Origin of the sequence: Bradyrhizobium sp. 62B, assembly GCF_030272265.2 — a bacterium.
Taxonomy (GTDB): domain Bacteria; phylum Pseudomonadota; class Alphaproteobacteria; order Rhizobiales; family Xanthobacteraceae; genus Bradyrhizobium.
Genome location: NZ_CP092841.2, coordinates 2047999 through 2073761, shown reverse-complemented (window position 1 = coordinate 2073761; position 25763 = coordinate 2047999). Strand labels below are relative to the sequence as shown.

Genomic DNA, 25763 nt, shown 5'->3' with positions numbered 1-25763 from the left:
GGAAAGGCTGCCAGGGCAAGTTGGGAAGCGGAATGCACATGCGGCTTTCATCATCGCATCACGAACAGCTCCTGATGAAACCGCAGTTCGACAGGAAAGCCGTGCGCACGGAAGTCTCGCCTGAGCGCCTCCCCGAAAGCCCCCGGACCGCAGAACCAGATGCTCGCCTCGCCCCATTGCGGTACGGCTTCGCGAATGCGGTCGCCGGTCAAGCGGCCATCACGGGCGTCGATGAGAACGTGGAGACGAACATCTGCCGAGCGTGCATCTGCTGCAAGCTTGCCGAGGGCTTCTTCATCCACATCAGCGGTGGTGTGAAAGAGGTCAACCGCCTGCGCGACAGAGCAGCCAGGAACATTCTTCATGGCCGCCTGTTTCATGCGGGCAACGAAGGGCGTGATGCCGATACCGCCGCCGATCCAGATCTGATGCGAGCAATCGTCGTCGAAGGTGAAGCAGCCATAGGGCCCTTCCACCTTCACTTCCTGCCCGACACGGAGCTTCTCCCGCAGCCGGCTGGTGTGGTCGCCGAGTTCCTTGGTGATGAAGATGATCCTGGGGTCTGCGGCGTTCCAGCCGGAGGCTATCGTGTAGGGATGCGCGCCCTCGGAGACGTCGGACGTGGCGAATGCGAACTGGCCCGGCCTATGCCCCGGCCAGCCATGGGGCACCTCGATTTCAGTCTCGATTGCCCTGACGCCGGGATAATATTTGAGCGAGGTGATCCTGCCTTGGACCTGCCGCCGGGCGGCAATGCGCCGCAACAGCGCAACGGCCGCCGCCCATGTTCCGAAGGCAAGCAGCGCACCAACGATCCAGCCGAGCAGCGACATCCAGTAGCTGAACTTGATCAGCGTGACCGCATGAAAGACCAGAACCAGATAAGCGACGGCGAGGAGCCGATGCGTCTTGTAGAAAAGCCGATAGGGAAACATTTGAATGAGTGCCAAAGCAATCAGCACCACGGCGCCGTAGAACGCCCACTCGCCTAGTCCCTCCGCCGGCCCATGAAGTCCGTCGAAGAAGGCCTCGATGGGATTTTCGATGGCGGGCCTTGCGCCCCGCTGTGGTCGGGTCAGCAAGCCCCAACCGACCGCCCATTTCGGACCATTGGCCCAGAGCCAATGGACAACGGCAGTGACAAGGGCTGCGATACCGAGCCATTTGTGCAAGCGGTACATCTTGTCGAGACCGCCCAGCCACGCCTCCGGCCAACGCGGCCGTAGCGCGAGGATCATCGCCATGCTCATGCAACCGATAGCAAGGACGCCGCTCAACTGGACCATCCTCTCGCGAAGTGGGAAGAAGGGGCCCGGGCCAAATGGCTGCGGCTCCGCAACCAGCCACAGCAGGGCGAGAACCGCCAAACTGCCCCAAAAGACCCGTTTGAGCTTCTGCATGACCTTGCCTCACAACATCTCGGCGCCAGCTTGAACTGATCGAGCCGCGTTGCATTGAGCTGACTCAAGCTGCTCGTGATGAGCTCAATCGAAGCAGGCGCTTGGACCATTCCAATTCAGCCAATCGCCCGACGCCGGTCTGATGGCTGAATCCCGACGCCTGCGTCGCGGCGCCGCAGCTCTTCCGCGCGAGACTTTGCTCCAGCGCAAACTCCTATCTGCCGCGATCTCCCACCTGAAGGCAAAGAAGCTCTTCGGAGGAAGTCCCGTGATCATCTCAACAAAATCGCTCCCGCTGGCAGCCCTCGCACTCTGTCTCGTCCTGGGGCAGCCTGCTCTCGCCGCCGGACCACACGCGCATGAAGGACCAACCGCGACGGGCCGGCCGGGGCTCGACCACGGCAAGAAGTGGCCGACCGATGATGTCCTGCGGCGCGGCATGAACGACATCGCTCTCGCGATGAGGCAATCGCTGGCACCCATTCACGGCAATGCGTTTACGCCCGCGCAATACGAGGCTCTGGCGGCGCGAATCCAGGCGCAAGTCGATGACGTGGTGGGGAACTGCAAGCTGCCCGAGCAGGCCGACCAGCAACTTCACCTGGTCCTCGAGCAGATCATCGATGGTGCGGCCAATATGAAGACCGGGGCCCGCCGCGATCAAGGAGCCATGAAGATTATGCGGGCGCTCGCTCAATACGGCGAGTATTTTGACCATGCCGGTTGGCAACCGCCGGATCATTGAAATCTCGTGGCAGCCGGCGGCGCCCGCCGCCTGTCCTGCCCGGATGGCGCCGCCATCGACGCGGGGCCGGGCTCCGCAGCATGCGGCACCGCGACCGCCTATGCTGCCACGGCCTCGTAGATATCCTCCTCCTGGGCGGTGTGCATGCGCACCAGCGTTTCGATCGCCTCGATCACGCGCTGAGCGTCTCGAACAAGGTAACGGTCGATCTTCTCTGACGGCAAATCGTCCGCGATCCGGGCGAGCAGCCGCGCGAGATGCAGTATCTCGCGATGCGCACGGCTCATGGCAGAGAGGCCGTGACGGTCGCGCAGCACCGCCGTGAGCTTCGGATAGACGCTGTCTTCATCCTCGCGTTCGTGCAGCACGACGCTGCCCTGGACTAGGCGGTGGGCCTCGCCGATCAAGGCAGCGGCGGATTCGGGCACCGCATCGTCCAGGGCATCGACGATGTGGCGCAAGCGGTCGAGATCCCTAAGCAGGGCCTGATGATCGTGATGCAATGTCAGCCCCTGCTCCGCGCTGAGGCGCGGACCAGTCCTGACCAGGGGCGGATTGAGCGCGCGCAGCGCGTTCAGAATGACGGCAACATCGATCACCTCCTGGACGATCGCGGCGGGTACAGGATCGAGCCAGCCAAGGCTGGCAGCGACCATTGCCGTCAACGACAATCCCATCCCGACGAAGATGCTTTGAAGGGCGATGCGCCGCGACCGCTGCGCGATGATGATCGCTTCGCCGACCCGATCCAGCCGATCCGTGAGAATCACCACATCTGCCGCCTCAGAGGAGGCGCTTGCACCGCGCGCGCCGAGCGCGACCCCGGTGTCAGCCACGGCCAGCGCCGGGGCGTCATTGATGCCGTCGCCGACCATGATGGTCGGATGCAGCCGCTGTTCGCTACGCACCGCCTCGACCTTGTCCGAGGGAACGCGATCGGCCAGCACGGCATCGAGGTCGAGCGCGGCCCCGATGGCCTGCGCCGCGGCGGCGCGATCACCCGTGACCATCACCATGCGCACGATGCCGGCATCGCGCAGCAGCCTGATCGCTCGTGGTGTATCGGCTCGCAATTCGTCGGCCAGCAGCAACGCGCCGATGGGACGGCCGCCCACCGCGACGAAGACGATCAGCGCCGAGCGCCACGAGGCACGACGAATTGCCCGCAACTCCCATGGCGAGAGCTCGGCCCGCGAGAGCAGCATCTCTCGCGAGCCCGCCATAACCTGGCGTCCGTCGATCTGGCCGCTAAGACCGGAACCCATGGTCTCCTTGACATGATCCGGCGGCTTCAGCTTGAGCCCTCGGGCGAGGGCCGCAGCAACGACGGCCTTCGCAAGCACGTGATGCGAAGCTTGCTCGAGCGACGCCCCGAGCGCGAGCACCTCATCCGGATCCTCGCCCGGCGCGACTTCGACGGACAATAACCGCGCCCCGCCGACGGTCAGGGTTCCGGTCTTGTCGAATAGCACCGTGTGCGCACGGGCCAACGCCTCCAGCGCCCTCCCGCCCTTGACCAGGATGCCGCGGCGGGCCGCCTGCGCCACCCCGGCGATAAAGGCCACGGGCGCGGCCAGAATCAAGGGGCAAGGCGTCGCCGCCACCAGCACGGCAAGGCTGCGGGTCACGTCGCCGGAGATGTGCCATGCCACAAAGGCGACGACGAGTGTTACCGGCAGAAAGATCAGCGCATACCGATCGGCCAACCGCACAAAGGGCGCTCTCGCCGTTTGCGCCGCAGTCACCATGCGCACGATGCCCGCGTAGGTACTCTCGCTGGCCGGCGCGGTCACGGTCAGCTGGAAGGTCTCGCCCGCATTCAGAGAGCCGGAGAGAACGGCGCTTCCGCGCGTCTTCTCCACCGGAATCGGTTCGCCGGTAACCGCGGACTCGTCGATCGTGGCAAAAGCCGACGCAACGACACCGTCGACCGGCACGATCTCGCCGGCCTGCACCAGAAGCTCTTCGCCGACCGCGACGTCCTCGATCGGAACATCCTCAATCCGGTCACAGGATTTGCGATGGACCTGCCGCGGCGCCCGATCAACCAGGGATCGCAGATCATGCTCCGCCCGCGCGATCGCGATCTCCTCCAGCACGTTGCCACCGGAGTACATCAGCGCGACCACAGCCCCTGCGAGCGGCTGCCCGAGCGCCAACGCCGCACTCATCGAGAGCAGAGCGATCGCGTCCACTCCGACGCGGCCTCTCAGCAGATCCTGGATGATCGAAACCGCCAATCCTGCAATCACGGGCGCGGTGCCGAGCGACCACGCGACCTCGGCCAGATCAGGTCGGCCCGCGGCCCGCGCGAGAATGCCGGCAGTCAACCCGGCGATTGCGATCGCAACCAGAGCCCATCGCAGGACCCGATCAAACGACATGGCCTGGCGCGCCTGCCCTTCGGTTCGGCTCACTGCTGTGGCGCGACGTGGCTCTTGTTCCTGTGCATGAACGCCATCATCTCCTCAAAGGTGAGCTTTCCGTCCTTGTCGCGATCCATTGCCTTGAAAATTCGCTCGTGAGCGACCTGAAACTCCGGCAACGAGACGTTTCCGTCGCCATCGGCATCCATCAGCGCGAAGATGATGCGGAAGACGACCGGCGACTGCACGGCATCACCGCCTGTCGCGCCATGCCCCTTCATTCCTTGTCCCATCATTCCCATCATATCTCCACCGCGCATCGAGCCTTGCCGCTCGGCGGACGGATTTGCAGGAGAACTCGACTGCGGCGACGCCGGCGCCTGGTCCTGTCCTGGATGATGGCTCTGATGGTCCGCTGGCGATTGAGCCAAAGCTGGCTGGCTCAGGACGGCGAACAGCAACGCTGCGGCAACGGTTCGGCCTACCATGGGGCTTCCTCCGACCTTGGTGTGGGCTGAGAGGATGGCGAACTTCGCCGAGCTCACCTTGAGCCAAGTCAAGAAGAGGTGCCCCCGTGGCTTTTCGACGCGAGCGACCTCGGCGCCGCATTCAGCCGGCGAGATCGCGTGACAGGAACCCGGCGCCGCCTGCGGCTTCATACGACCTCTTGCCTCGATGCGGCCGGCGTCCGCGACCTAGCCGCCGCCTCTGCGGGCGCAGCCAATCGCCTCCGTCAGCACCTTGCGGTCGCCGATGTGATTGGCGAGCAACAGGACCAGGCGGGCGTTCATGCGCAGGGCCTGCTCCTCGTCGAGATCGCGTTGGCTGTTGATCAGCTCGGTGTAGAAATCGTCGGGGTCGGCGATGTTCGGCGACAGATTCAGCGTCATGCGGCAAGCTCCGTCCGGTCGGCGGTGTCGTGGCCGGCGGCACGCAACAGCGCTTGGGTGATCTCCGCCTCGTCGAATCCGCTCCAGCGCGCGGCAACATATTGATCCGGGCGGAACAGATAAGTGGTCCCGGGCGAAGCGCCGTAGCGCTGCGCAAGGAGACCTGTGGGGTCCTCGATGTCACGGCCGACGAGAATGAGTTTTGCCGCGAACGGCCCCGCCGCAATCTCGGTCTTGTCGCTCACCTTGCCGAAGGCCACGACCGTGAAGCCATCGCCGAGACAATGCAGGAACCAGGCAGGCTTGCCGTCCACCGCAATCGGCGCATCCGCCGCATTGGTGCCGGGCCGCATGCCGCCCGGCACCGCGTCGTGGTCGGGAGTATTGAGCACTGATGTCACATAAGGGGTCGGCGTCGAAAGCCGGCCGCTGTTGACCAGCGGTCGCGCAAAACCGTGATGCCGGGCGAGCTCGAGCACGGCGTCGCGGAAATAGCGGCTCGATTTCGTCTTCGGGGTGATGAAGTCGGTGGCCCGCGTCGAGTTCAGGATGTTGTCGTCCGCGGCATAGGCACGCTCCTCGTGATAGCAGTCGAGGAGGACCTCCGAGGCTTCGCCGCGCAGCACCATCGCGAGCTTCCAGGCGAGATTGTCGACATCCTGGACGCCGGTATTGGCGCCGCGCGCGCCGAACGGCGAGACCTGATGCGCGGCGTCGCCGGCGAACAGCACTCTGCCCTGCCGGAAATTGTCGATGCGCCGGCAGGCGAACTGATAGATCGAGATCCATTCGAGCGTGAATTCGGTGTGCTCGCCGAGCATCGCGCGGATGCGCGGGATCACCCGCTCCGGCCGCTTTTCCTCATCGGGATCGGCCTCCCAGCCGAGCTGGAAGTCGATCCGCCAGATGTTGCCGGCCTGCCGATGCAGCAGCACGGACTGGCCAGGATGGAACGGCGGATCGAACCAGAACCAGCGCTCGGTCGGGAAATCCGCTTTCATCGCGACGTCGGCGATCAGGAAGCGATCCTGGAAGAACTGACCGGTGAACTCGGCGCCCACCATCTTGCGCACGTCGGAATTGGCCCCGTCACAGGCGATCACCCATTGCGCCTCCATGGTGAAGATGCCGTCGGGCGTTTCCACCGCCAAGGTCGCATGGTCGGCGGCCTGCTTGAGGCTGATGAGACGGTGCTTCCAGCGCAGCTCGATCAGCGGATTGGCCCTGCATTGGGCCACCAGCATCTCTTCCAGATGATATTGCTGCAGATTGATCATGGCCGGCCATTGATGGTCGGCCTCGGGCAGCAGATCGAACTGGTAGGACAGCTCGTCCCGGAAGAAGACCTTGCCGACATTCCAGCTGACGCCGCGCTCGACCATGGGCGCGGCGCAACCGAGACGGTCCCATATCTCGAGCGGACGCTTGGCGTAACAGACCGCGCGCGAGCCGATCGAGACGGTGTCGTTGTCATCGAGCACCACGACCGGCTGGCCGCGTGCCGCGCAGTCCAGCGCAGCGGTCAGGCCGATGGGACCTGCACCGATCACCACGATCGGATGCCGCTTCACAATCCCCTCGGCCTGCTCCTGGGAACGCCGATAGCCGAACTTCGGATAGATGTAGCTCGTCATGTTCGCTTCCTGATGCACGGCCGGAGATCAATGCGCGTCCGCGAATTCCTTCTCGTGCATCCAGGCGGTGTGGCGCGGCGGACGCTTGGTGCGCGACCATTCCTCGACCATCTCATGCGCGACCGACTTCATGCGGTCGATCTGATCGGGCGTGGCCGTCCAGGCCGCGATCTCCAGGCGATGGCCGCTGGGATCGCGGAAATAGATCGACTTGAAGATGGTGTGGTCGGTGACGCCGACGACGTCGAGGCCGGCGGCCTCCGCGCGCGCTTTGGCCTCTTCGAGCTCGGCGAGGTCCTTGACCTGGAAGGCGATGTGCTGGGTCCACTCCGGCGTATTGGGATCGCGGCCCATCGGCGGCGAGTTCGGCAGCTCGAAGAAGGCGAGGATGTTGCCGTTCCCGGCATCGAGGAAGATGTGCATGTAGGGATCGGGCGCCTTGGTCGAAGGCACGCGGTCCTCGGCTATGGCGCCGAGCAGATCCATGTTCATGACCTTCTTGTAGAACTCGACGGTGGCCTTGGCGTCGACGCAGCGATAGGCGACGTGATGGATCTTCTCGATCTTCATGATTTCGCTCCCTGGATTTGCGGTTGCGAAATTCGTATCAGATGTTACTATTTCCTGGATTTGATCTGGATCAATCGGCCCGGAAGAATCTGCCTGTGGACCTAAAGGCGCGGAAACGGCGTGATGGGACGTTCGGGTGAAGCACGAGGCCGGGCCGCAGCCGCCGACCGTGTCACGGCGCCGGATGGCGGCGAGCTCGATCTGCAGCGATATTTTCCGTACCGGCTGGCGCGCCTCGCCGAGCAGGTGTCGCTCGCCGTTGCCGAGGTCTATTCCGAGCGTTTTGCGCTGACGCGGCAGGAATGGCGCGTGCTTGCGATCCTCGGCGGACGGGCGGAGATTGCGACCAAGGAGATCGGTCCGCTGACGACGCTCGACAAGATGCAAGTCAGCCGCGCCGTGCAGGCCCTGGAAGCGCGCGGCATCGCCAGCCGCAAGCATCATCCGGACGATCGGCGTGAGCTAATCGTCTCACTGACCTCGGCCGGCCGCACGCTCTATCGCAAGATCGTGCCCTTCGCGCTGGCGCGGGAGACGGAATTGCTCGGGGTGCTCACCGCCGAAGAAGTGAAGGTGCTCGACCGGGTGATGCACAAGCTGTCGGCAGCGCTCAGCTAGCTGGACCGTCTAGATCGCTGTGATGAACCTTTCCTGCGCGACCTGGAGCCCTCCGCCGCACGCGTCTCGGCTGGGATCAGGTGCCCAAGCGGCAATTGGGAGGTTTGCTTCAAGCGATCGAGAACGATGGACGAGCGCACATGCGCGACGCTGTCGTGCGGCAGAAACACCTCGTTGAGCAGCCGCGAGAGCGCCTTCAGATCGGTGATCGTCGCCTTGACGAGGTAGTCCGCTTCGCCCGTGAGCGCATAGGCCTCCTGCACTTCCTCCAAGCTCTCGATCAGCTTGAGGAAACGCCGCGAATTGTCCGGCGAGTGGGTCGCAAGCGTCACCTGCACGAAGACCACGATGCCGAGTCCGAGCGCTTCGCGATCGAGATGGGCGTGGTAGCTCGCAATCGCGCCGGTATCTTCGAGCGCGGCGCGGCGGCGTGAGCATTGCGATGCCGATAAACCCACGATGTCGGCGAGCTCGAAATTCGACAGACGTCCATCGGATTGAAGCGCCTGCAGCAATTTGACGTCGAACTGATCCATGCGTGATCCTTGCGCGAAACTGCAGATATTCGCATGTTTCACGCATAGCTGGGCTTTGTCGAGCGGATTTTGCGGAGATCGTGCAGCCGGGCGGCAGTATATTTCGTGTCGGAGCAGATCCCATTCCAGGAGCGCGACATTGGGCCCCTTCCCTCACGATGCCCCACCCGCCACCATTTCGGCAATCAACCCGGCCGGCACCGATGGCTTCGAGTTCGTCGAGTTCGCCCATCCGGAGCCGCAGAAGCTCGCCAAGCTCTTCGAGCAGATGGGCTACACGGAAGTTGCCCGGCACAAGACCAAGGACATCTCCCTTTGGCGCCAGGGAAAGATCAATTACGTCCTGAACCGGGAACCGAACTCCCATGCCGCGCGCTTCGTCGCCCAGCACGGGCCCTGCGCGCCGGCGATGGCCTGGCGCGTCGTCGACGCCAAACATGCGCTGAAGCGCGTCCTCGAGCTCGGCGGCACCGAATATACCGGCAACGACAAGTCGCTCGACGTGCCGGCCGTCGTCGGCATCGGCGGATCCCTGCTGTACCTGGTCGAGACCTACGGCGCGAAGGGCTCGCCCTATTCCGCCGAGTATGACTGGACCGGTGAGGTCGATCCGGCTCCGAAGGGCGTTGGGTTCTACTATCTCGATCACCTCACGCACAACGTCATGCGCGGAAACATGGACACCTGGTACAAGTTCTACAGCCAGACGTTCAATTTCCGCGAGATCCGCTACTTCGACATTTCGGGCAAGCTGACCGGCCTGACCTCGCGCGCCCTGACGTCGCCCTGCGGCAAGATCCGAATCCCGATCAACGAAAGCGCCGACGACAAGAGCCAGATCGAAGAATATCTGCGCCAGTACAAGGGCGAAGGCATCCAGCACATCGCCGTCGGCACCGACGACATCTATGCGGCGACCGACGCTATCGCCGGCCGCGGGCTCGAATTCATGCCGGGCCCGCCCTCGATCTACTACGACAAATCGTTCGACCGCGTGAAGGGCCACACCGAGCCGCTCGATCGCATGCGCAAGCACGGAATCCTGATCGACGGCGAAGGTGTCGTCAATGGCGGGGCGACCCGCATCCTGCTTCAGATCTTCTCCAAGACCGTGATCGGCCCGATTTTCTTCGAGTTCATCCAGAGGAAGGGCGACGACGGTTTTGGCGAGGGCAATTTCAAGGCCCTGTTCGAGAGCATCGAGGCCGACCAAATTCAGCGCGGCGTGCTTAAGGCATCTTGAGGGAGGCCGCGATATCCGACGCATGGAAGAGCTATCGCGGCGCTCCAGCCGAAGGCGCGATCCTGTGCGAGGCCGATGACATCGGCGAAGGAAGCCTCAAATCCATCAAATTCGGCCCGGCTGATTTTCCGATCCTGATCGTGAGGTCGGCGGGCACCCTGGTGGCCTATGTCAACGCATGTCCCCACCAGTACCTGCCGCTCGATCATCGCGGCTCCAACGTGCTGAGCGCGGATGGCGCGGTGCTTCGGTGCACCAATCACAGCGCCGGATTCCGCGTTCGGGACGGCGTTGGCGTCGAAGGACTCGGCCAGGATTGCGTGCTCGATGCCATTCCGATCGTCGTGGACGACGAGGGCCGCATTCGCGTGCGTGCCGCCTCGCCGACGTAATAGGGATCACGCCTCATCCGCGACCGTGTTGCGGAGCACTCCGATGCCCTCCGCCTCCACCTCGACGACGTCGCCGGGCTTGAGCCAGATCGGCGGATCGAAACGCGCGCCCGCACCCGTCGGCGTGCCCGTCACGATGACATCGCCGGGAACCAGAGTCGTGAACGTCGAGATGTAGTTGATGATCTTGCGGAAGGAGAAGATCATCCGGCTGGTGCGGTCCTGCTGGCGGACTTCACCGTTGACCCGGGTTTCCAGCCTGATGTCGGCAAGCTGGCTCTCATCCGTATAAGGAATGAGCCAGGGTCCGATCGAACCGGTACCGTCAAAATTCTTGCCTTGCGTCACGTTGAACTTGGCGTGCCGGACCCAATCGCGGATCGTGCCTTCGTTGCATAGCGACAGCGCGGCGATATGGTCGAGCGCCGCGGCTTGCGCAATGCGGCGTCCGCCCTTGCCGATCACGATGACGATCTCGCCTTCGTAATCGAGCTGCGGGCTCTCGGGGGGACGCAGCAGGGCTTGTTCATGGCCCGTAAACGAGCGCGGAAAGCGGATGAAGAGCGAGGGATTCGAGGGAGCCGCCTGCCCGTCTTTGTATTCCTCGTTGCGGTCGGGAAAGTTGACGCCGACGCAAATGATCTTTTCCGGTGCCGGCACCGGAATTTCATAGCGGATGTCCTCGACCGGAAAATCCGCCGACAGCGCGGCGCTCTCTTCGGCCAGGGACTGCAACGCGCCGTCTTCGATCACTTCACGCAAAGAGGACCAGCGCTTGCCGTGACGCCGGGACAGATCGATGACACCGCGATCCACCAGCAAGCCATAGCCGAGCGAGCCGTTGCGGGTGAAGCTGATGAACCTCGGACGAGACATGCGTGCCCTTTCTTCTACTGTGTTCTCGCCTCGATCAGGGGGCGATGATCGGCTGGGCCGCCAGCTCGGCGTCGCGCGGCGCAACTCCGGCGAAGAGGCTGCCGTGCTCGAACCAGGATTTCGGCGCGGGCGCTCCCCACAGCGTCTGACGCTGCGGATCCTTCAGGTCCCATTTGATCGGCTCGAGATCGGGATCGACCGTCTGGTAGTCCGAGCAGTAGATTTCGATGCGGTGACCGTCGGGATCGAGGATGTAGAGGAAGAAGGCATTGGAGATGCCGTGGCGGCCGGGACCACGTTCGATGTTGGAGACCCACCCCGTCGTTGCCATGAGGTCGAGCAGATCGATGATGTTGAGCGGGGTCGGCACCCAGAATGCCGTGTGGTGCAGGCGCGGGCCGCGGCCATTGGTGAATGCCAAGTCGTGAACGCCGCCTTTGCGGTGGGTCCAGGCGGCCCATAAGCGTCCGGTCTCCTCATCCGCCGTGTACTCCGTCACGCGGAAGCCGATCTCGTTGTAGAAGGCGACGGATTCATCGACGTTCGGCGAGAAGCAATTGAAGTGGTCGATGCGGAGCGGCTTCACGCCCTTGTAGAGGGCGTATTTCTGATGGATGGGCGGCAGCCGGTCCATCTTGGAATAGAACTCGAGCGGAATGCCGTGGGGATCGCGGGTGCGGAACGTGCGCGATTGATAGGGACGCTCCACCCATTCGACCGGCAAACCCTTGCTCTTGAAGAAGTGGACGGCCTTGTCGAGATCTTCTTCGCCGAACAATTTGAAGCCGAGATCGCGGGCCTCGATCTTGTCGGACTTCCTCAGCACAATGCAATGGTGCCCGCGCTCTTCCATTGCGCGAAGGTAGATCGCATCGGAGCTTTCGTCGGTCACCTGCAAGCCGAGCGTGTCGACATAGAACGCGCGGGACTTGGCAAGATCGCTCACGCCAAATTCGACATGACTGAGACGTACGATATTGAACGGCGGATAAAGGTTAGGCGTCGGCAATGCCATGATGTCCTCCTTGATCTGCTGCGGACCGCTTAGCCGCCCAATTTCTGGATGTTATGCGCCTTGGTGGCAAACGCCACGTTCTTCGTCTCCATATAGAAATCGAACGACCAATCTCCACCGTCGCGTCCGACACCGGAGCTCTTCACGCCGCCGAACGGCGTCGGCAGGTGGCGCACATTCTCCGAATTGACCCAGATCATGCCGGCCTGCAGCCGGTCGGTGAAGCGGAAGGCGCGCGTGACGTCCGATGTCCAGAGATAGCCGGTGAGGCCATACTGGACGTCGTTGGCGAGCGCGAGCGCCTCGGCTTCGTCCTTGAATGGAATCGCGGTCAGGACGGGGCCGAAGATCTCCTCCTGCGCGATGCGCATCTGGTTGTTGGCGCCGGTAAAGAGCGTCGGGGCGACGTAGCAGCCGCCGCCGGGACCATCGACCTTGCGGCCGCCGGTAGCAATCGTCGCGCCCTCCGACCTGCCGATCTCGAAATAGCCGAGCACCTTCTTCTCGTGGACGGGATGGATCAACGGACCGATGACGGTCTCGGGATCGAGAGGATGTCCGACCTTGATCCGGCCGGCCTTCTCCGCAACCATCGCCGTGAACTTGTCATGGATGCTCGCCTCGACGAGCAGGCGCGAGGAAGAGGTGCAGCGCTCGCCATTGAGCGAGTAGATCATGAACACCGCCGCGTCCGCGGCACGATCGAGATCGGCATCGGCGAACACGATCACCGGGTTCTTGCCGCCGAGCTCGAAGTGAACACGCTTCAAGGTATCGGCGCCCTGCTTCATGATCATCGAGCCGGTGCGGCCCTCCCCGACGAAGCCGATCGCCTTGACGAGCGGGTGCTCGGTCAGCGCCTTGCCGGCGTCCTCGCCAAGACCGTTGACGAGATTCCAGACGCCCTTGGGCAGGCCGGCCTCTTCCGCGATCTCGACCAGGAGACGCGCGGTCAGCGGCGAAAATTCGGCCGGCTTGTGAACGATGGTGCAGCCGGCCGCAAGCGCCGGCGCGATCTTCCACGTCGAGAGCATGAATGGCGTATTCCAGGGCGTGATGATGCCCACCGGACCGATCGGCACGCGGGTGGTCATGTTGACCTGGCCGTCGGTGCGAAGCGTCTTGCCATCGCGCGCCTCGGGCGCGCGGTCGGCGTAGAAGCGGAAGTTCTCGGCGCCCCGCAGCGCGGCCTTGGCCATGAATTTCAGGGACTGCCCGGTATCCATGCATTCGACGAAGGCAATTTCCTCGGCGCGGGCGACGATGGCATCGGCAACTTTGTGCAACAGTACTTTCCGGGCCTCCCCGGATGTCTCGGCCCATTGCGGAAAGGCTGCGTGCGCGGCCTTCGCGGCCCGGTCGATATCCGCGGCCTTGCCATGCGCCACCTTGGCAAGCGGCTTCAGATCGACAGGAGAGATCGTTTCGAACGTCGCGCCGTCGGCAGCCGGGACGTCATCGCCGCCGATCCGGTTGAGCACGCCCTTCTCCTTGAAGCGAGCAAGGTGGCGCTCCGCCTTGTCGATGTTTTCCTGAAGCTTGGACACGACGGTTCACTCCCTTTCTGCCGGGCCGCATGGGCAGCGACCCGCTGTTTGTTTTCGCAAAGCCAGTGACGAATGGCATCGCCCCTGCCGACGCATCAAGCCGGGACGTCATTCGATATCTTTAACATGTTAAGTATTCCGACCCGTGTCAAGCGCTTTCGCGCCCCGAGCGCGAACCCGGCACGAGAGGTTCCACGACCGAACGCCCGGATCTTGCCGACATCGTCGGGAAGTCCCAATCGGATCAATTCTAGATGGAGGGATTGTTGCGCTTGCACCGAGCGAAGCGACGGGCGTCGACGCACTTGCAGGCGCGGTCCTGGCGCAGCCGCTCAGATCCAGGCCAGCTCCGTCGGCAATTCGGGGGTCAGCAGCTTGCCGGCTGGGCCGGAGCAGCGAACCTCCGAATGCCGGCATAAGAACAGTTTGATAGAAGGGGGAGTTTCTCGAACTCCCCCTCAAACGCCAATCTGCCTGGGCTGGCCGCGAACGACCTCCTCCCACAAGCCGTAAGGGGTTGGTCCGCCGTTCAATGCGGGTGACCTGAACCCGTCTGCGCCGGGACGGGCACGATGATGAGAGCAAAGGGCGAACCTTCGCCGGCAACGAAGGCCGCTCCGCCCTCCGCTTCGCCGCCCGAGCCGAGATCGGCGTTGGTCAGGTAGGGGGCGTAGAACATCACCCCTCCGAGATGATGAGGCCGACCGCTCCTTCGGCACGCCGACGATAATATTGCGCGACGTCCTCGGTCGGGATTCCGCCCGGAGAGAATGAGCGCGTCATCGGCGCCATCACGACCCGGTTCGGCAAGTTCAGCCCTTTCAGCTTGAAAGGCCGGAAAAGAACGCCGCTGGACATCCGTGCTCCATGATTCAGTTGATCGCGTTACGGGCTCAAATCACCTGCGCAGCGTGTTCAGCAGGTACAATTCACTTCCCGTCGGCGCTGAGTACACTACCAAATTGCTCCCACGTGGTCCCGTTCCAGCGCTGCAGCTGCAGCTGCGTATACGCCATACTGCTTTCGGGGCCCGTGTTGATGATGACACCTGGTATGACAGTGGGAAGCGACAGCCCGCGGATGCTGCGCGATTGCCTGACGATATTCTCCCGCGAGAGATCGTTGCCACATTGCTTGAGCACCTGCTCCAGGAGCTGTCCCTGCTGGGTCCCGAACAGGTAATTGTTGTCTCCGATATCTGCGCCCGGCAGGTATTTGGCGAAGAATTCGCGATACCATTTGATGCCGGGATCGTCGGCCCACTTCTTGTCATTCGGATCCTTGGTGATCGTCGCGGCGACTATGCCTACGGCCTTTTCCGGTCCTGCGGGGACGATGGTCGAAGACACCGAGCTCGAAACGAAGTTGATCAGGAACAGCGGCTTCCAGGCTATCTCATCGGCCTTCTTGATGGCCTGCGCTGCGAATTTTGGCGTGCCGGCCACCAAGAACGCCGATGCGCCAGACGATTTCAGCGAAACGACGTGGGAATCAATGGTCGGCTCCGTCACTTCGTAGGACGACGCGACGACTTTCTTGTCGAAATCGTCCTTCAAATAGCCCTTGAATGCATTGACGAAGTCCTTACCCAGATCGTCGTTCTGATACAGGATGGCAATCTTCGCGTCCGGCCGGGTCTGGGTGATGTATTTCGCGTAGATTCGTCCCTCGGTGTCGTAGCTCGGCAATCCCGTCGTGGTCATGGGGAATTCAGCGAAGTTCGTGAATTTCGTGACTCCGCTCACGACAAACAGATGCGGGACTTTCTTCGCGTTGACGTACTTGATAGTAGCGCTGATGCCGGGCGTACCCAGCGGGCCGAACAGGAACGCGACCTCGTCACTTTCCACGAGTTTCCTGGTCTGCTCCACCGTCTTGAGGGGACTGTAGGCATCGTCGTAGGTGACGAGGTTTATCTTCCGCCCGTTGATGCCGCCACGCTCGTTGATCGAATTGACGTAGGCGATCATGCCCTTTCCGGTATTGCTGAGCGGCGAAGCGGGGCCGCTGAAAGGGAACGTCGCTCCTATCTTTATCTCGGATTCAGTGACGCCCGGCGTCTGCGCATGCGCGCCGGCTATGGATGCCGCGAGCGCGGCTACAATCATGGCGCTTCTCAACATTGTCATCTCCCTTCGGCGACAGGTCCGTCGCTCACCGTTCTTTCCTGTGGGGCATATTCCGTTCAAAGCACTCCCGACATCCGTCAGCCAGCAGCTGCAGCGCGGGACGTCTTCGGGGCGGCCTGTTCGTTCGCCATCTCCCGTAGCTTGTGCTTCAATATCTTGCCGGTGGAGGCCGAGGGCAGAGCGTCAAGCACGATCAATTCGGTCGGACGCTTGTAGGACGTGAGCAATTGGGCCGTGTATGCCTTGAGGTCTTCCGCGCCGATGCTCGCGCCGGGGAGAAGCTGAACGAATGCGACGACCTCCTCGTTGCCCTCGACCTTTCGTCCGACGACGGCCGATTGAACGACTTGGTCGTGAGCGTTCAGGACCGCCTCCACCTCGGCGGGATAAACGTTGAAGCCGGAGCGGATGATAAGCTCCTTGGTGCGACCAGCGATGTAGAGATTCCCCTTGTCGTTCACCCGCGCGAGATCCCCCGTGTTGAACCATCCCTGCTCGTCGATCGCCGCCGCTGTCAGGTCGGGCGCACGATAGTAGCCGAGCATGATGTTCGGACCTCGAACGTGCAGTTCGCCCACCTCTCCGGTCGCCACCTCTTTTCCTCGCCCGTCCACGATCCGGCGCTCAATGCCAGGAAGAAACGGGCCGACCGACTCGTCCGGGACAGGCTGCTCCGAACGGACCCCCGTGAGTCCCGGTGAGCATTCCGTGATGCCGTAATTGTTCAGCAGCGGAATTCCGAACTCGTCCTCGATCCGCTTCTTGAGATCGAGGTCGAGCGGAGCGCCGGCGACGGCCATGATCCGCAGGCTGCCCCGTTCGAGCTGTTGGATGCCCTTGACCGCCTTGTGTTCGAGCAGACGCTGATATGTGGCAGGTACGCCAAACAGGCTCGTAATCCCTTCCTCGGCGATGGCGCGAGCCAGCGCAGCGGGATCGGCCTTGGCCACGACATGCAACGTGCCGCCGTGCATCAGCGTCGAGATCAGCAAGATCGAATACCCGACGATGTGCGACATCGGCAGCACGCCGTAAATGCGGTCGCCTGGACCGCTTCGGCGAAGGATCCCCGACGTCCTTGCGGTGAAGAGGAGGTTGCGGTGACTCAGCATGACGCCCTTCGGTGCACCGGTCGTGCCTGAGGTGTATAGAAGGCCCGCGACCTGGCGAGCGCCATCCTCCTCGACGGGCTCCGTTTCGGCATCCGCATTGAGAGGACCGATGCCGATTCCGCCGAACGGCCCCACGGCGCCGATTGTCGCACCGGCGCGGGTGGCATGATCGGCCGCTTCCTTCGACAGCGCCGAGTTGAACAGAACGCGTCTGGCGCCGCTGTGCGTCGCGATCAGGTCGATCTCTCGGGGCGAAAGGCGGGGATTGACCGGAATACCCCAGGCATCGAGCTTGCTCGCTGCGAAGAGCATCACGCCGAGGGCCACGCTGTTCTCGCTGGCAATGATCACGCGATCGCCGGGCCTGATGCCCAATTCGGCGAGATTCTCTGCCGCAGCGTCGACCGCATCCGAGAACTGCCGGTAGCTCCAGGCACGCCCGCCTTCCATGAAAGCCGGATGATCCGGAATATCCCGCACGAACGGTGCGTAGACCTCGTGCACCCTGGACGGCAGGCCGTCCAGCAGTTCGGCTGCTGTGAGCTCGTCCACGCTCCTCATGACATCCTCCCTCGCGCCTTGTTTTCGGCAACGTGCGCGGCCCCCTTCAACCGGGAGGTCCGCACCCATCATTCTTATCGGCCGGCGGAGTAAACCGTTCTAAAATAGAACTGTCAAGACGAACGAGCGTCGATAGACCGGTACGAGAGGGATTCTTGGCGCGAATGCAGAATTCCAAATTAGAATTATCTACATCCACGCAATTGTTAGGAGGGATCAGTTGAGCGCGATTACCATTTCTCGACCCACGGCCGCAGCACGACTTCAAAAGCCCAGGTCGACCGGTGCTGGCGGTGCAGCTGCAGATAGGTTTCCGCGATATGGACAGGGTCGGCCATGTTGTCGTCCACGGTCGTTCCCGCCAGCCGGTGCGCGCGGGTCCCGTCCTCCTGCGTCCAACCGATCGCGGCATCGATCGGCACATTCGCCACATGTATTCCCTGCGGCATCAATTCTCTCGCCATGCTTTGCGCGAGTCCGGACTTTGCATGGCACGCCATCGCAAATGCACCGCTTGATGGAAAGCCCTTGAGCGCCGCGCTGGCGTTCGTAAAGATGATCGTTCCTCTCGTACCATTGACGTCGGGTTCGTTTCCGAGCATGAGCCGAGCTGCCTGTTGACCTACCAGAAACGCGCTGAATGCCGAGTTTCGGATTGTTTCGAACGCCATCATTGGGTCGGCTTCGAGAATGCCCTTGCGGAAAATGCCGGGAACGCGGCCATCGATGTTATGCACGACAAGCCTCGGCGCTCCGATCTCTCGAGCGACGTTCGCGAACAGTTGAGCCACGGCCGCCGGTTCGCTTGCATCGCAGGCGTACCGACGCACGCCGTGCATCTTTTCGAGAGTCTCAAGGACGGCTTTTTCCGGATTCCTGGCTGCGACGGCGACACGCATCCCGTTTTCCGCGAACAGCCTGGCGCAGCTCGAGCTGATGCCCGGGCCACCACCCACTATGAGCGCAACCTCCTGTGTAGACGTCTGTGTGCCGGGGCTGGACGGGGTCATGTTGCTTCCTCCGATGCATTTGATGGCTTCAGGATCTGCTCTCCGATCGTACACGCGAGAAATGGGGCCGCGCCTGCGACAGGATTCTTAGCCATGATCCTGTTCTTTCTCGATGTGCTCTATGAGGCAGGATCGTAATTTCCCGTTGGTCCGCCGTGGATGCTAGTCTGCCACCCTGATCACGACCTTGCCCTTTGCGCGCCCGGTCTCGACATAGGCGAGCGCATCGCCGGTTTTTTCGAACGCGAAAACCTTGTCCACGAGCGGACGGATCACGCCGGATTCGATCAAGGACGTGATTTCGCGTAGCTGCTGTCCCTGCGCGCGCATGAACAGGAACGAGAAGCGCACACCAAGTTTTCTGGCTTTCTTCCGCACACCATGGCTCAGCAAGCGCATCACCAGTTTCAGGAAAAGGTTCATGCCCTGCTCCCTGGCGAACTCGGGGTCGGGCGGCCCGGAGATCGAGATGAGCAGGCCGCCCGGCTTGAGCACCCGCAGAGACTTATCAAGCGTCTTGGCGTCCTGGCTGTGCAGGACCAGATCGTAGCCCGACAAGACCTTCTCGAAATCCTGCGTCTTGTAGTCGATGACCAGGTCCGCGCCGAGGCTCTTGACCAGCTCGACATTCTTCGCGCTCGTCGTCGTCGCCACGACCGCGCCGAGATGCTTGGCGAGCTGGATCGCGAAAGTCCCCACCCCGCCGGAGCCGGCCTGGATGAAGACCTTCTGGCCAGGCTTCAGCTTGCCCACCTCGACCAGCGCCTGCCAGGCCGTCAGCCCCACCAGCGGGATCGACGCTGCCTCTTCCATGCTGATGTTCGCAGGCTTCGGTCGTGATGAGCGCGTTTTCCCTGCTGGCTCTTGGCCTTTACGCGCGGGGCCCGGGGTCTTGATGGGGATATGACTCCGCACAGGCTTTCCGTTCAGTCTCTCATCGGCTTTGCGAAGCCGGGCTGAGGCCTGTCGACCCAAGGCCTGGCGCCCGACAGTTGAGCCTGTTTCCGGCGCAATCAGGTGCCGTGGAATTCCGGTTTACTGCTGCCAGCCGGGCGCTTCATCTCGAACATGTTCTCGGTCCTGACCTCGAGGTAATCTCCACCCCGGCCGGCGCGCAATATCGGGCGCGCAAGTGCCGTGTTGTAGACACCGTCCTCGATCAATGCCTTGTCGATGTAGACTGCGACGACCTCGCCAAGCACGAACCAGCCTTCGACTTTTTCACCGCGTGCGTTGGCCAGCTGAGAGACCTCGACGACCTTGCATTCCATGGCGGCCCTGCTCTCGCCCACCCGCGGCACAGCAACGTGGCGTCCGGGTATCGGCGTCAGTCCGGCCGCTTCGAACTCGCTCACGCCGTGATCGAGCGGCGTCGCTGTCACGTTCATGCGCTCGCCGAGATCCATGGTGACAAGATTCCAGACGAACTCACGGGTTTCGCTGACGTTCTTGACGGTGTCCTTCCACGAAATCGACGAAAATCCGATGATGGGAGGATCGTAGAGGAACGCGTTGAAGAAACTGTACGGCGCCAAGTTCAATTGGCCGGCTGCGTTACGCGACGAAATCCACCCAATCGGACGCGGCGCGATTATCGCATTGAACGGATTATGCCGGAGTCCGTGCCCTTTCGACGGCTCATAGTAGTGGAAGTCGGCCTGGTCCATAAGCTACCCCCGAGGCTGCCGAAGGCCGTTGATCTGGCCCGTCGAGCTTCAACAAAGATCGACGCACGCATGACATGCGTGCGCATAGCCTCCGTCAGAACGTCCGGAAGCGGTACGTCCTTCCGCCTACGCGATCGCCCGAGCCGCAGCCGGCCGCTGCCCGGCGCCGTCGAGGAAGCCAGTCAGGCGCTGCCGGATGAGTCTTTCGGCATCCGCCATGATGCGATCAATCAGCTCCTTCACCGTTGGAATGTCGTGAATGAGCCCGACGACCATGCCGCAGCTCCACGCGCCCGCATCCATGTCGCCGTCGATCATCACCTTGGGATAGACGCCCGCCACCTGCTCATGGATGTCCTCGATCTTGAGGCTCTTGCCCTTCTCGCGCTCGATCTCGAGCAGCTGCTCGACACCCTTGTTGTTCAGGACCCGCTCTGTATTCCGGAGTGCGCGCATCACGAGCCTGGTGTCGAGCTCCGTCGCCGCGACCAGCGCCTTCTTGACGTTCTCGTGCACCGGCGCTTCCTTGGTGGCGATGAAGCGCGTGCCCATGTTCATGCCCGCAGCGCCCATCGCCAGTGCCGCAACCAGGCTGCGCGCGTCCGCCATGCCGCCGGAGGCAACGAACGGGATCTTCAGCTCCTCGGCCGCGCGCGGCAACAGAATCATGTTCGGCATGTCATCCTCGCCGGGATGGCCGCCGCACTCGAAGCCGTCGACGCTGACGGCATCGCAGCCGATCTGCTCGGCCTTCAGGGAGTGCCGGACGGAGGTGCATTTGTGGATCACCTTGATGCCGCCCGCCTTCAGGGCCGGCATGTACTGTTCGGGGCTGCGCCCGGCGGTTTCGACGATCCTGACACCACCCTCCCTGATGGCCGCGATGTATTCCGGATAGGGCGGCGCGCTGAACGTCGGCAGGAACGTGAGGTTCACGCCGAACGGCTTGTCCGTCATATCGCGGCAGCGCGCGATCTCCTTGGCCAGCAGTTCCGGTGTTCTCTGCGTCAGGCCCGTGATCAAGCCGAGCCCGCCCGCGTTGGAGACGGCCGACGCCATTTCCGCGAAGCCGACATAGTGCATTCCGCCCTGGATGATCGGGTGCTCGATGCCGAACAGTTCAGTGATCGCTGTCTTCACGAATGATCTCCCGCGTTACCGTTCAGTGGATGATTTCGAACAGTCCGGCCGCGCCCATGCCGCCACCAACGCACATCGTCACGACGCCGTACTTCGCCTTGCGCCGCCGGCCCTCGATCAGGAGATGGCCGGTGAGCCGCGCCCCGGTCATGCCGTAGGGATGGCCGATCGCGATCGAGCCGCCGTTGACGTTGAGCTTGTCCGGATCGATCCCGAGCTTGTCGCGGCAGTAGATCACCTGCACCGCATAGGCCTCGTTCAACTCCCAGAGGTCGATGTCGTCGATCTTCAGGTTATGGCGCCTGAGCAGCCGCGGGATCGCGGCGACCGGGCCGACGCCCATCTCGTCCGGCTCGACGCCGGCGGCGACGAAGCCGCGGAAGATGCCGAGCGGCTTGAGGCCCTTCTTCGCCGCAATCTTGTCGCTCATGATCACGCAGGCCGAAGCGCCGTCCGAAAGCTGGCTGGCATTGCCCGCGCTGATGGTCTTGCCCTCGAACACTGGCTTGATCTTGGCGAGGCCTTCTGCGGTGGTTTCCGGACGCGGGCCTTCGTCCTTTGTGAGCGTCACCTGCTCGTAGGTGACTTCCTTGGTGTCCTTGTTGAACAGCGCCATCCTGGTCGTGAACGGCACGATCTCGTCGTTGAAGCGGCCGGCCTGTAACGCAGCGCCGACGCGGCGTTGGCACTCGAGGCTGTATTCGTCCTGCTTGTCGCGGCCGATCTTGTAGCGCTCGGCGACGACCTCGGCCGTATCCAGCATCGACATGTACATTTCGGGCTTCATCGCCATCAGCTCGTCGTCGACGGCGTGGAATTTGTTCATGTGGTCGTTCTGCACGAGGCTGATCGACTCGATGCCTCCGCCGATCGCGACCTCGACGCCGTCAAGCATCACCGAGCGTGCGGCCACCGCGATGGCCTGCAAGCCGGAGGCGCATTGCCGGTCGATGGTCGTGCCGGCGACCGTCACCGGCAGGCCGGCGCGGATCGCGCCCTTGCGCGCCACGTTCATCACCATGGTGCCCTGCTGCATGGCGCAGCCCATGACCACGTCTTCGACTTCGCCCGGGGCGATGCCGGCGCGCTTTACCGCTTCGGCCATCACGTGCCCGGCCATGGTCGGACCATCCGTATTGTTGAGTGCGCCGCGGTAGGCCTTGCCGACGGCCGTCCTTGCGGTGGAAACGATGACTGCTTCAATCGTCATGCTGGCCTCTCTGCTTACGCGGCCGCGTCCAGCTGCGCGTAACGCAGCACGTGGAACGCGGGGTCGCCGAACTGAATGTTGATGGAGGAGAGTCGCTTGAAATAGTGCCCGACGTTGAGCTCGTCGGTCATTCCCATGCCGCCGTGAAGCTGCACCGCCTGGTCGGCGACGAACTTGCCCGCATAGCCGATCTTCGACTTGGCACCGGAGGCGAGCCGCGACAGGCCGGCATCGCCGTCGCTGAGGCTGAGGCTGAGATGCTGCATCAGGGAGAGCGCCTCCTGATGGGCGATGAACATGTCGACCATGCGATGCTGCAGCACCTGGAACGAGCCGATCGTGGTGCCGAACTGCTTGCGCGTCTTGGAATATTCCAGCGTCGCCGAGTTCAGCTCGCCGATGGCGCCGACGGCTTCCGCGCAGAGGGCGCCGATGGCGCGGTCCCGGCAGGCTTCCAGCGCGGCAACGCCCTCGCCTTCCACGCCCAGCAATTGGCCGCGGACATCGCGCAGGCTGACTTCGGCGGCCCGGCGGCCGTCGATGGTCTTGAAGCTCTGGAGATCGACGCCGGTCGCGCGCCGATCGACCACGAACAGGCTGACGCCGCTGCGTTCACGGTCATCGCCGGAGGTCCGGGCCGAGACGATCAGATAGTCCGCCCAAGGCGCTGCGATCACCGCGGTCTTTGCGCCTGTCAGGACGTAGTCGCTCCCTTCGCGCCGCGCTCTCGTGGCGACATGGGAAAGATCGAAACGCGATGCCTTCTCCGTCCAGGCCAGCGTCCAGATCTTCGAGCCGTCGATGATGTCCGGGATGAAGCTTTGCTGCTGCTCCTGCGAGCCCGCATGCTCGATCAATCCGCCGGCCAGCACCACCGTCTCGACGAATGGCTCGACCACGAGGTGACGGCCGAACTCATGCATGACGATCATGGTCGACAACGGACCGCCGCCGAGACCGCCGGCGCCCTCGGAGAACGGCGCAGCGAGAAGGCCTAGCTCGGCAAAAGCCGCCCACTGCTTCCGGCTGAAGCCTTCCTCGCTCGCCACGATCTTGCGCCGCGCCTCGAAGTCGTACTGGTCGCGCAGCAGCCGCTGGACGCTGGACCGCAGCAATTCCTGCTCTTCCGTGAACTGAATATCCATCCGATCCTCCCGATCCGCCGCGGCTAGAGCCCGAGCACGGCTTTGGCGATGATGTTGCGCTGGATCTCGTTGGATCCGCCGTAGATGCTGAGCTTGCGCGCGTTCAGAAATTTCTCCGACGCGGTATGGCCGTAGGCGGGACCGGGCATGAAGCGATTGGCGCTGACCGGATGCTCGCGGATGGCAAGGCCGTAATTGCCGATCGCGCGATGGGTGAGTTCGGTGATGGCCTGGAAAATTTCGGTGCCGCGGATCTTGAAAAGCGAGGCGGCCGGGCCAGGATCTATGCCGCGCGCCAGCTGGGCGACGACGCGCAGCTCGGTCGCCTCCAGCGCCAGCACGTCGAGCTCGACGCGGGCAATGTCCCGCAGAAATTCGAGATGCGCGGGATCCTCGGCCGGTATTTCGGCCTTCACGATCTGTTTCAGCTTGTTGATGTAGCGGGTGGAGCGGCCGATGCCGGCCATGCTGGTGCGCTCGTTGCCGAGCAGGAACTTGGCGTAGGTCCAGCCCTTGTTCTCCTCGCCGATCAGGTTCTCGGCGGGTACGCGGACGTTCTCGAGGAAGACGTCGTTGACCTCGTGGCTGCCATCGATCGTGATGATCGGCCGCACGGTGACACCGGGCGACTTCATGTCGATCAGCAGGAAGGAGATGCCGGATTGCGGCTTCGCGCTCGGATCGGTCCGCACGAGGCAGAAGATCCAGTCGGCATGCTGCGCCAGCGTGGTCCAGGTCTTGTGACCGTTGACGATGTAGTGGTCGCCCTCACGCACCGCCTTGGTTCTGACGGTTGCAAGGTCGGAGCCCGAGCCCGGCTCCGAATAACCCTGGCACCACCAATCCTCGCCGGACAGGATCCGCGGCAGAAATTTCTTCTTTTGCGCCTCGTTGCCGAACGTGTAGATCACCGGCCCGACCATGGTGACGCTGAAGGCGAGCGGCGGCAGCGTGCCGGCGCGAGAGGTCTCCTGCTCGAAGATGAAGCGCTGCGTGACGGACCAGCCCGGGCCGCCATATTCCTTGGGCCAGAGCGGGGCGATCCAACCCTTCTTCTGGAGGATCCGGTGCCACAGCAGCGACTGCTCCTTGGTCAGGTCGGTCTCCGGATTGGGAACGCGCATTTCCGGCGGATAGTTCTCCGCAATGAAACTGCGCACCTCGTCACGAAACGCGGCATCCTCGGGCGAAAGCTTGAGCTCCATCGCAGCAGGCCCGCTACCATTTCTCGCCGAAGGGACGGATCTCCAGCTCGAATGTCCATGCGCTTCTCGGCTGCTGGTAGAGCTGCCAATAGGAAGTTGCGACGGAGGACGGAGGCATCAAGGCGTCCGGATCATCCAGCGCGGTGGGCCCGAGAGCCTCCAGCCGGCGTTGCCGAACCCACTCGGTATCCACGCCGGAATCGATGATGAGATGCGCGACGTGAATATTCTTCGGGCCAAGCTCGCGGGCCATGGCTTGCGCGACCGCACGAAGGCCAAACTTGGCGCTTGCGAAAGCAGCATAGCCGCTGCCGCCTCGGAGCGAGGCGGTCGCCCCGGTAAAGAAGATGTTGCCACCCCCGCGCGGAAGCATGAGGCGGGCCGCCTCGCGACCGGCCAGAAAGCCGGAATAGCAAGCCATTTCCCAGACCTTGCGGAAAACGCGTTCTGTGGTTTCCAGAATTGGGAAATTGACGTTCGCTCCGATATTGAAGATGCAGACTTCCAGAGGCGCGTGCTTGTCCGCATCGTTGAGGAAGGAGATGATCTCGTCTTCCTTGCGAGCGTCGAGCGAACGGGCGTGAATCTCTCCGCCGGCAGCCTCGATATCCTTGACGAGCGGAGCCAGCTTGTCGCCGTTACGACGGCCGGCGAAGACCGTGAAGCCTTCTGCGGCGAACTTTTTGGCGATCTCGCCGCCGATGAAGTCTCCGGCGCCGATGACGGCCACGGTTGCGTTTCTCTTTTGCAAG

General features: G+C 63.0%; 24 protein-coding genes and 2 pseudogenes. 4 read left to right on the top strand and 22 right to left on the bottom strand.

The features are described from left to right. Window positions 1-50 precede the first annotated feature (50 nt). Window positions 51-1400 carry a ferric reductase-like transmembrane domain-containing protein gene (locus ML401_RS09860; RefSeq protein WP_285811701.1) on the bottom strand — a complete coding sequence of 450 codons (1350 nt, stop codon included), beginning with the start codon at window positions 1398-1400 and terminating at the stop codon, window positions 51-53. 142 nt (window positions 1401-1542) lie between these two features. Here ML401_RS09860 and ML401_RS09855 point away from each other — a divergent pair, with 142 nt between their 5' ends. Continuing rightward, window positions 1543-2145 (top strand): hypothetical protein, encoded by a 603-nt coding sequence (locus tag ML401_RS09855; RefSeq protein ID WP_249156991.1) that lies wholly within the window; start codon window positions 1543-1545, stop codon window positions 2143-2145. Between the two features lie 98 nt (window positions 2146-2243). On the opposite strand, the gene ML401_RS09850 is transcribed toward ML401_RS09855, so the two are convergent. Genes ML401_RS09850 through ML401_RS09830 form a run of 5 tightly spaced genes read right to left on the bottom strand, consistent with a single transcriptional unit; the run spans window position 2244 to window position 7605 of the window. Next, window positions 2244-4529: a heavy metal translocating P-type ATPase gene (locus tag ML401_RS09850; RefSeq protein ID WP_285811698.1), complete on the bottom strand. Its 2286-nt coding sequence runs from the start codon at window positions 4527-4529 to the stop codon at window positions 2244-2246. A 29-nt stretch (window positions 4530-4558) separates the two neighbouring features. Next, complete coding sequence (locus ML401_RS09845; RefSeq protein WP_376717352.1) at window positions 4559-5170, bottom strand: EF-hand domain-containing protein; 612 nt, start codon at window positions 5168-5170, stop codon at window positions 4559-4561. A gap of 36 nt (window positions 5171-5206) precedes the next feature. Further along, entirely contained in the window at window positions 5207-5401 is a 195-nt protein-coding gene (locus ML401_RS09840) for a DUF2783 domain-containing protein (protein ID WP_259204924.1), read from the bottom strand. Continuing rightward, a complete protein-coding gene (locus tag ML401_RS09835) occupies window positions 5398-7035 on the bottom strand; it encodes an FAD-dependent oxidoreductase (RefSeq protein WP_285811695.1) in 1638 nt (545 codons plus the stop codon). Before ML401_RS09835 ends, ML401_RS09840 begins: the two co-directional genes overlap by 4 nt. 27 nt (window positions 7036-7062) lie before the next feature. Further along, window positions 7063-7605, bottom strand: coding sequence for a VOC family protein (locus ML401_RS09830; protein WP_212065433.1), 543 nt, complete (start codon window positions 7603-7605; stop codon window positions 7063-7065). A gap of 123 nt (window positions 7606-7728) precedes the next feature. Here ML401_RS09830 and ML401_RS09825 point away from each other — a divergent pair, with 123 nt between their 5' ends. Further along, entirely contained in the window at window positions 7729-8223 is a 495-nt protein-coding gene (locus ML401_RS09825) for a MarR family winged helix-turn-helix transcriptional regulator (protein WP_285811692.1), read from the top strand. On the opposite strand, the gene ML401_RS09820 is transcribed toward ML401_RS09825, so the two are convergent. Next, window positions 8220-8759, bottom strand: a complete 540-nt coding sequence (locus ML401_RS09820; protein ID WP_212065435.1) for an Lrp/AsnC family transcriptional regulator — start codon at window positions 8757-8759, stop codon at window positions 8220-8222. The genes ML401_RS09825 and ML401_RS09820 overlap by 4 nt on opposite strands. A 139-nt stretch (window positions 8760-8898) precedes the next feature. On the opposite strand from ML401_RS09820, the gene hppD reads away from it, so the two are divergent. Then, window positions 8899-10002: a 4-hydroxyphenylpyruvate dioxygenase gene (hppD, locus tag ML401_RS09815; protein ID WP_285811690.1), complete on the top strand. Its 1104-nt coding sequence runs from the start codon at window positions 8899-8901 to the stop codon at window positions 10000-10002. Then, window positions 9999-10394: a Rieske 2Fe-2S domain-containing protein gene (locus ML401_RS09810; protein WP_285811688.1), complete on the top strand. Its 396-nt coding sequence runs from the start codon at window positions 9999-10001 to the stop codon at window positions 10392-10394. The genes hppD and ML401_RS09810 overlap by 4 nt, the downstream gene beginning before the upstream one ends. Window positions 10395-10400: 6 nt before the next feature. Here the strand turns inward: ML401_RS09810 and ML401_RS09805 are convergent, their stop codons facing one another. The 15 genes and pseudogenes from ML401_RS09805 to ML401_RS09735 form a co-directional block, all read right to left on the bottom strand. Then, a complete protein-coding gene (locus tag ML401_RS09805) occupies window positions 10401-11270 on the bottom strand; it encodes a fumarylacetoacetate hydrolase family protein (protein WP_285812652.1) in 870 nt (289 codons plus the stop codon). Window positions 11271-11304: 34 nt separating this feature from the next. Then, complete coding sequence (gene hpaD / locus ML401_RS09800) at window positions 11305-12285, bottom strand: 3,4-dihydroxyphenylacetate 2,3-dioxygenase (protein WP_285811686.1); 981 nt, start codon at window positions 12283-12285, stop codon at window positions 11305-11307. 29 nt (window positions 12286-12314) lie between these two features. After that, window positions 12315-13832 (bottom strand): 5-carboxymethyl-2-hydroxymuconate semialdehyde dehydrogenase, encoded by a 1518-nt coding sequence (hpaE, locus tag ML401_RS09795; protein ID WP_285811684.1) that lies wholly within the window; start codon window positions 13830-13832, stop codon window positions 12315-12317. A 529-nt stretch (window positions 13833-14361) separates the two neighbouring features. Next, a complete protein-coding gene (locus tag ML401_RS09790; protein ID WP_285811682.1) occupies window positions 14362-14511 on the bottom strand; it encodes a hypothetical protein in 150 nt (49 codons plus the stop codon). Window positions 14512-14513: 2 nt separating this feature from the next. After that, a pseudogene (locus tag ML401_RS09785) lies at window positions 14514-14690 on the bottom strand (12-oxophytodienoate reductase); the annotation flags it as partial. Window positions 14691-14761: 71 nt separating this feature from the next. Next, window positions 14762-15940 carry an ABC transporter substrate-binding protein gene (locus tag ML401_RS09780; protein ID WP_285811681.1) on the bottom strand — a complete coding sequence of 393 codons (1179 nt, stop codon included), beginning with the start codon at window positions 15938-15940 and terminating at the stop codon, window positions 14762-14764. A 98-nt stretch (window positions 15941-16038) separates the two neighbouring features. Then, window positions 16039-17634, bottom strand: a complete 1596-nt coding sequence (locus tag ML401_RS09775) for a class I adenylate-forming enzyme family protein (RefSeq protein ID WP_285811680.1) — start codon at window positions 17632-17634, stop codon at window positions 16039-16041. Window positions 17635-17864: 230 nt separating this feature from the next. Beyond that, a complete protein-coding gene (locus ML401_RS09770) occupies window positions 17865-18644 on the bottom strand; it encodes an SDR family oxidoreductase (RefSeq protein WP_211417965.1) in 780 nt (259 codons plus the stop codon). A gap of 162 nt (window positions 18645-18806) precedes the next feature. Continuing rightward, window positions 18807-19475, bottom strand: a pseudogene (locus ML401_RS09765) (NADP-dependent oxidoreductase); the annotation flags it as partial. A gap of 182 nt (window positions 19476-19657) precedes the next feature. Next, complete coding sequence (locus ML401_RS09760; protein ID WP_212065442.1) at window positions 19658-20311, bottom strand: flavin reductase family protein; 654 nt, start codon at window positions 20309-20311, stop codon at window positions 19658-19660. A gap of 126 nt (window positions 20312-20437) precedes the next feature. Continuing rightward, window positions 20438-21451, bottom strand: coding sequence for a nitronate monooxygenase family protein (locus ML401_RS09755; protein WP_285811674.1), 1014 nt, complete (start codon window positions 21449-21451; stop codon window positions 20438-20440). Window positions 21452-21473: 22 nt separating this feature from the next. Next, complete coding sequence (locus ML401_RS09750; RefSeq protein WP_285811672.1) at window positions 21474-22661, bottom strand: acetyl-CoA C-acyltransferase; 1188 nt, start codon at window positions 22659-22661, stop codon at window positions 21474-21476. Window positions 22662-22675: 14 nt separating this feature from the next. Next, window positions 22676-23806 carry an acyl-CoA dehydrogenase family protein gene (locus tag ML401_RS09745; RefSeq protein WP_212065445.1) on the bottom strand — a complete coding sequence of 377 codons (1131 nt, stop codon included), beginning with the start codon at window positions 23804-23806 and terminating at the stop codon, window positions 22676-22678. Window positions 23807-23829: 23 nt separating this feature from the next. Further along, window positions 23830-25011 carry an acyl-CoA dehydrogenase family protein gene (locus ML401_RS09740; RefSeq protein WP_285811669.1) on the bottom strand — a complete coding sequence of 394 codons (1182 nt, stop codon included), beginning with the start codon at window positions 25009-25011 and terminating at the stop codon, window positions 23830-23832. A 13-nt stretch (window positions 25012-25024) separates the two neighbouring features. Next, the gene (locus ML401_RS09735; protein ID WP_211417971.1) at window positions 25025-25762 is read right to left on the bottom strand and encodes an SDR family oxidoreductase; all 738 of its coding nucleotides are present in this window, start codon (window positions 25760-25762) and stop codon (window positions 25025-25027) included. Between the last annotated feature and the right edge of the window lies 1 nt (window position 25763).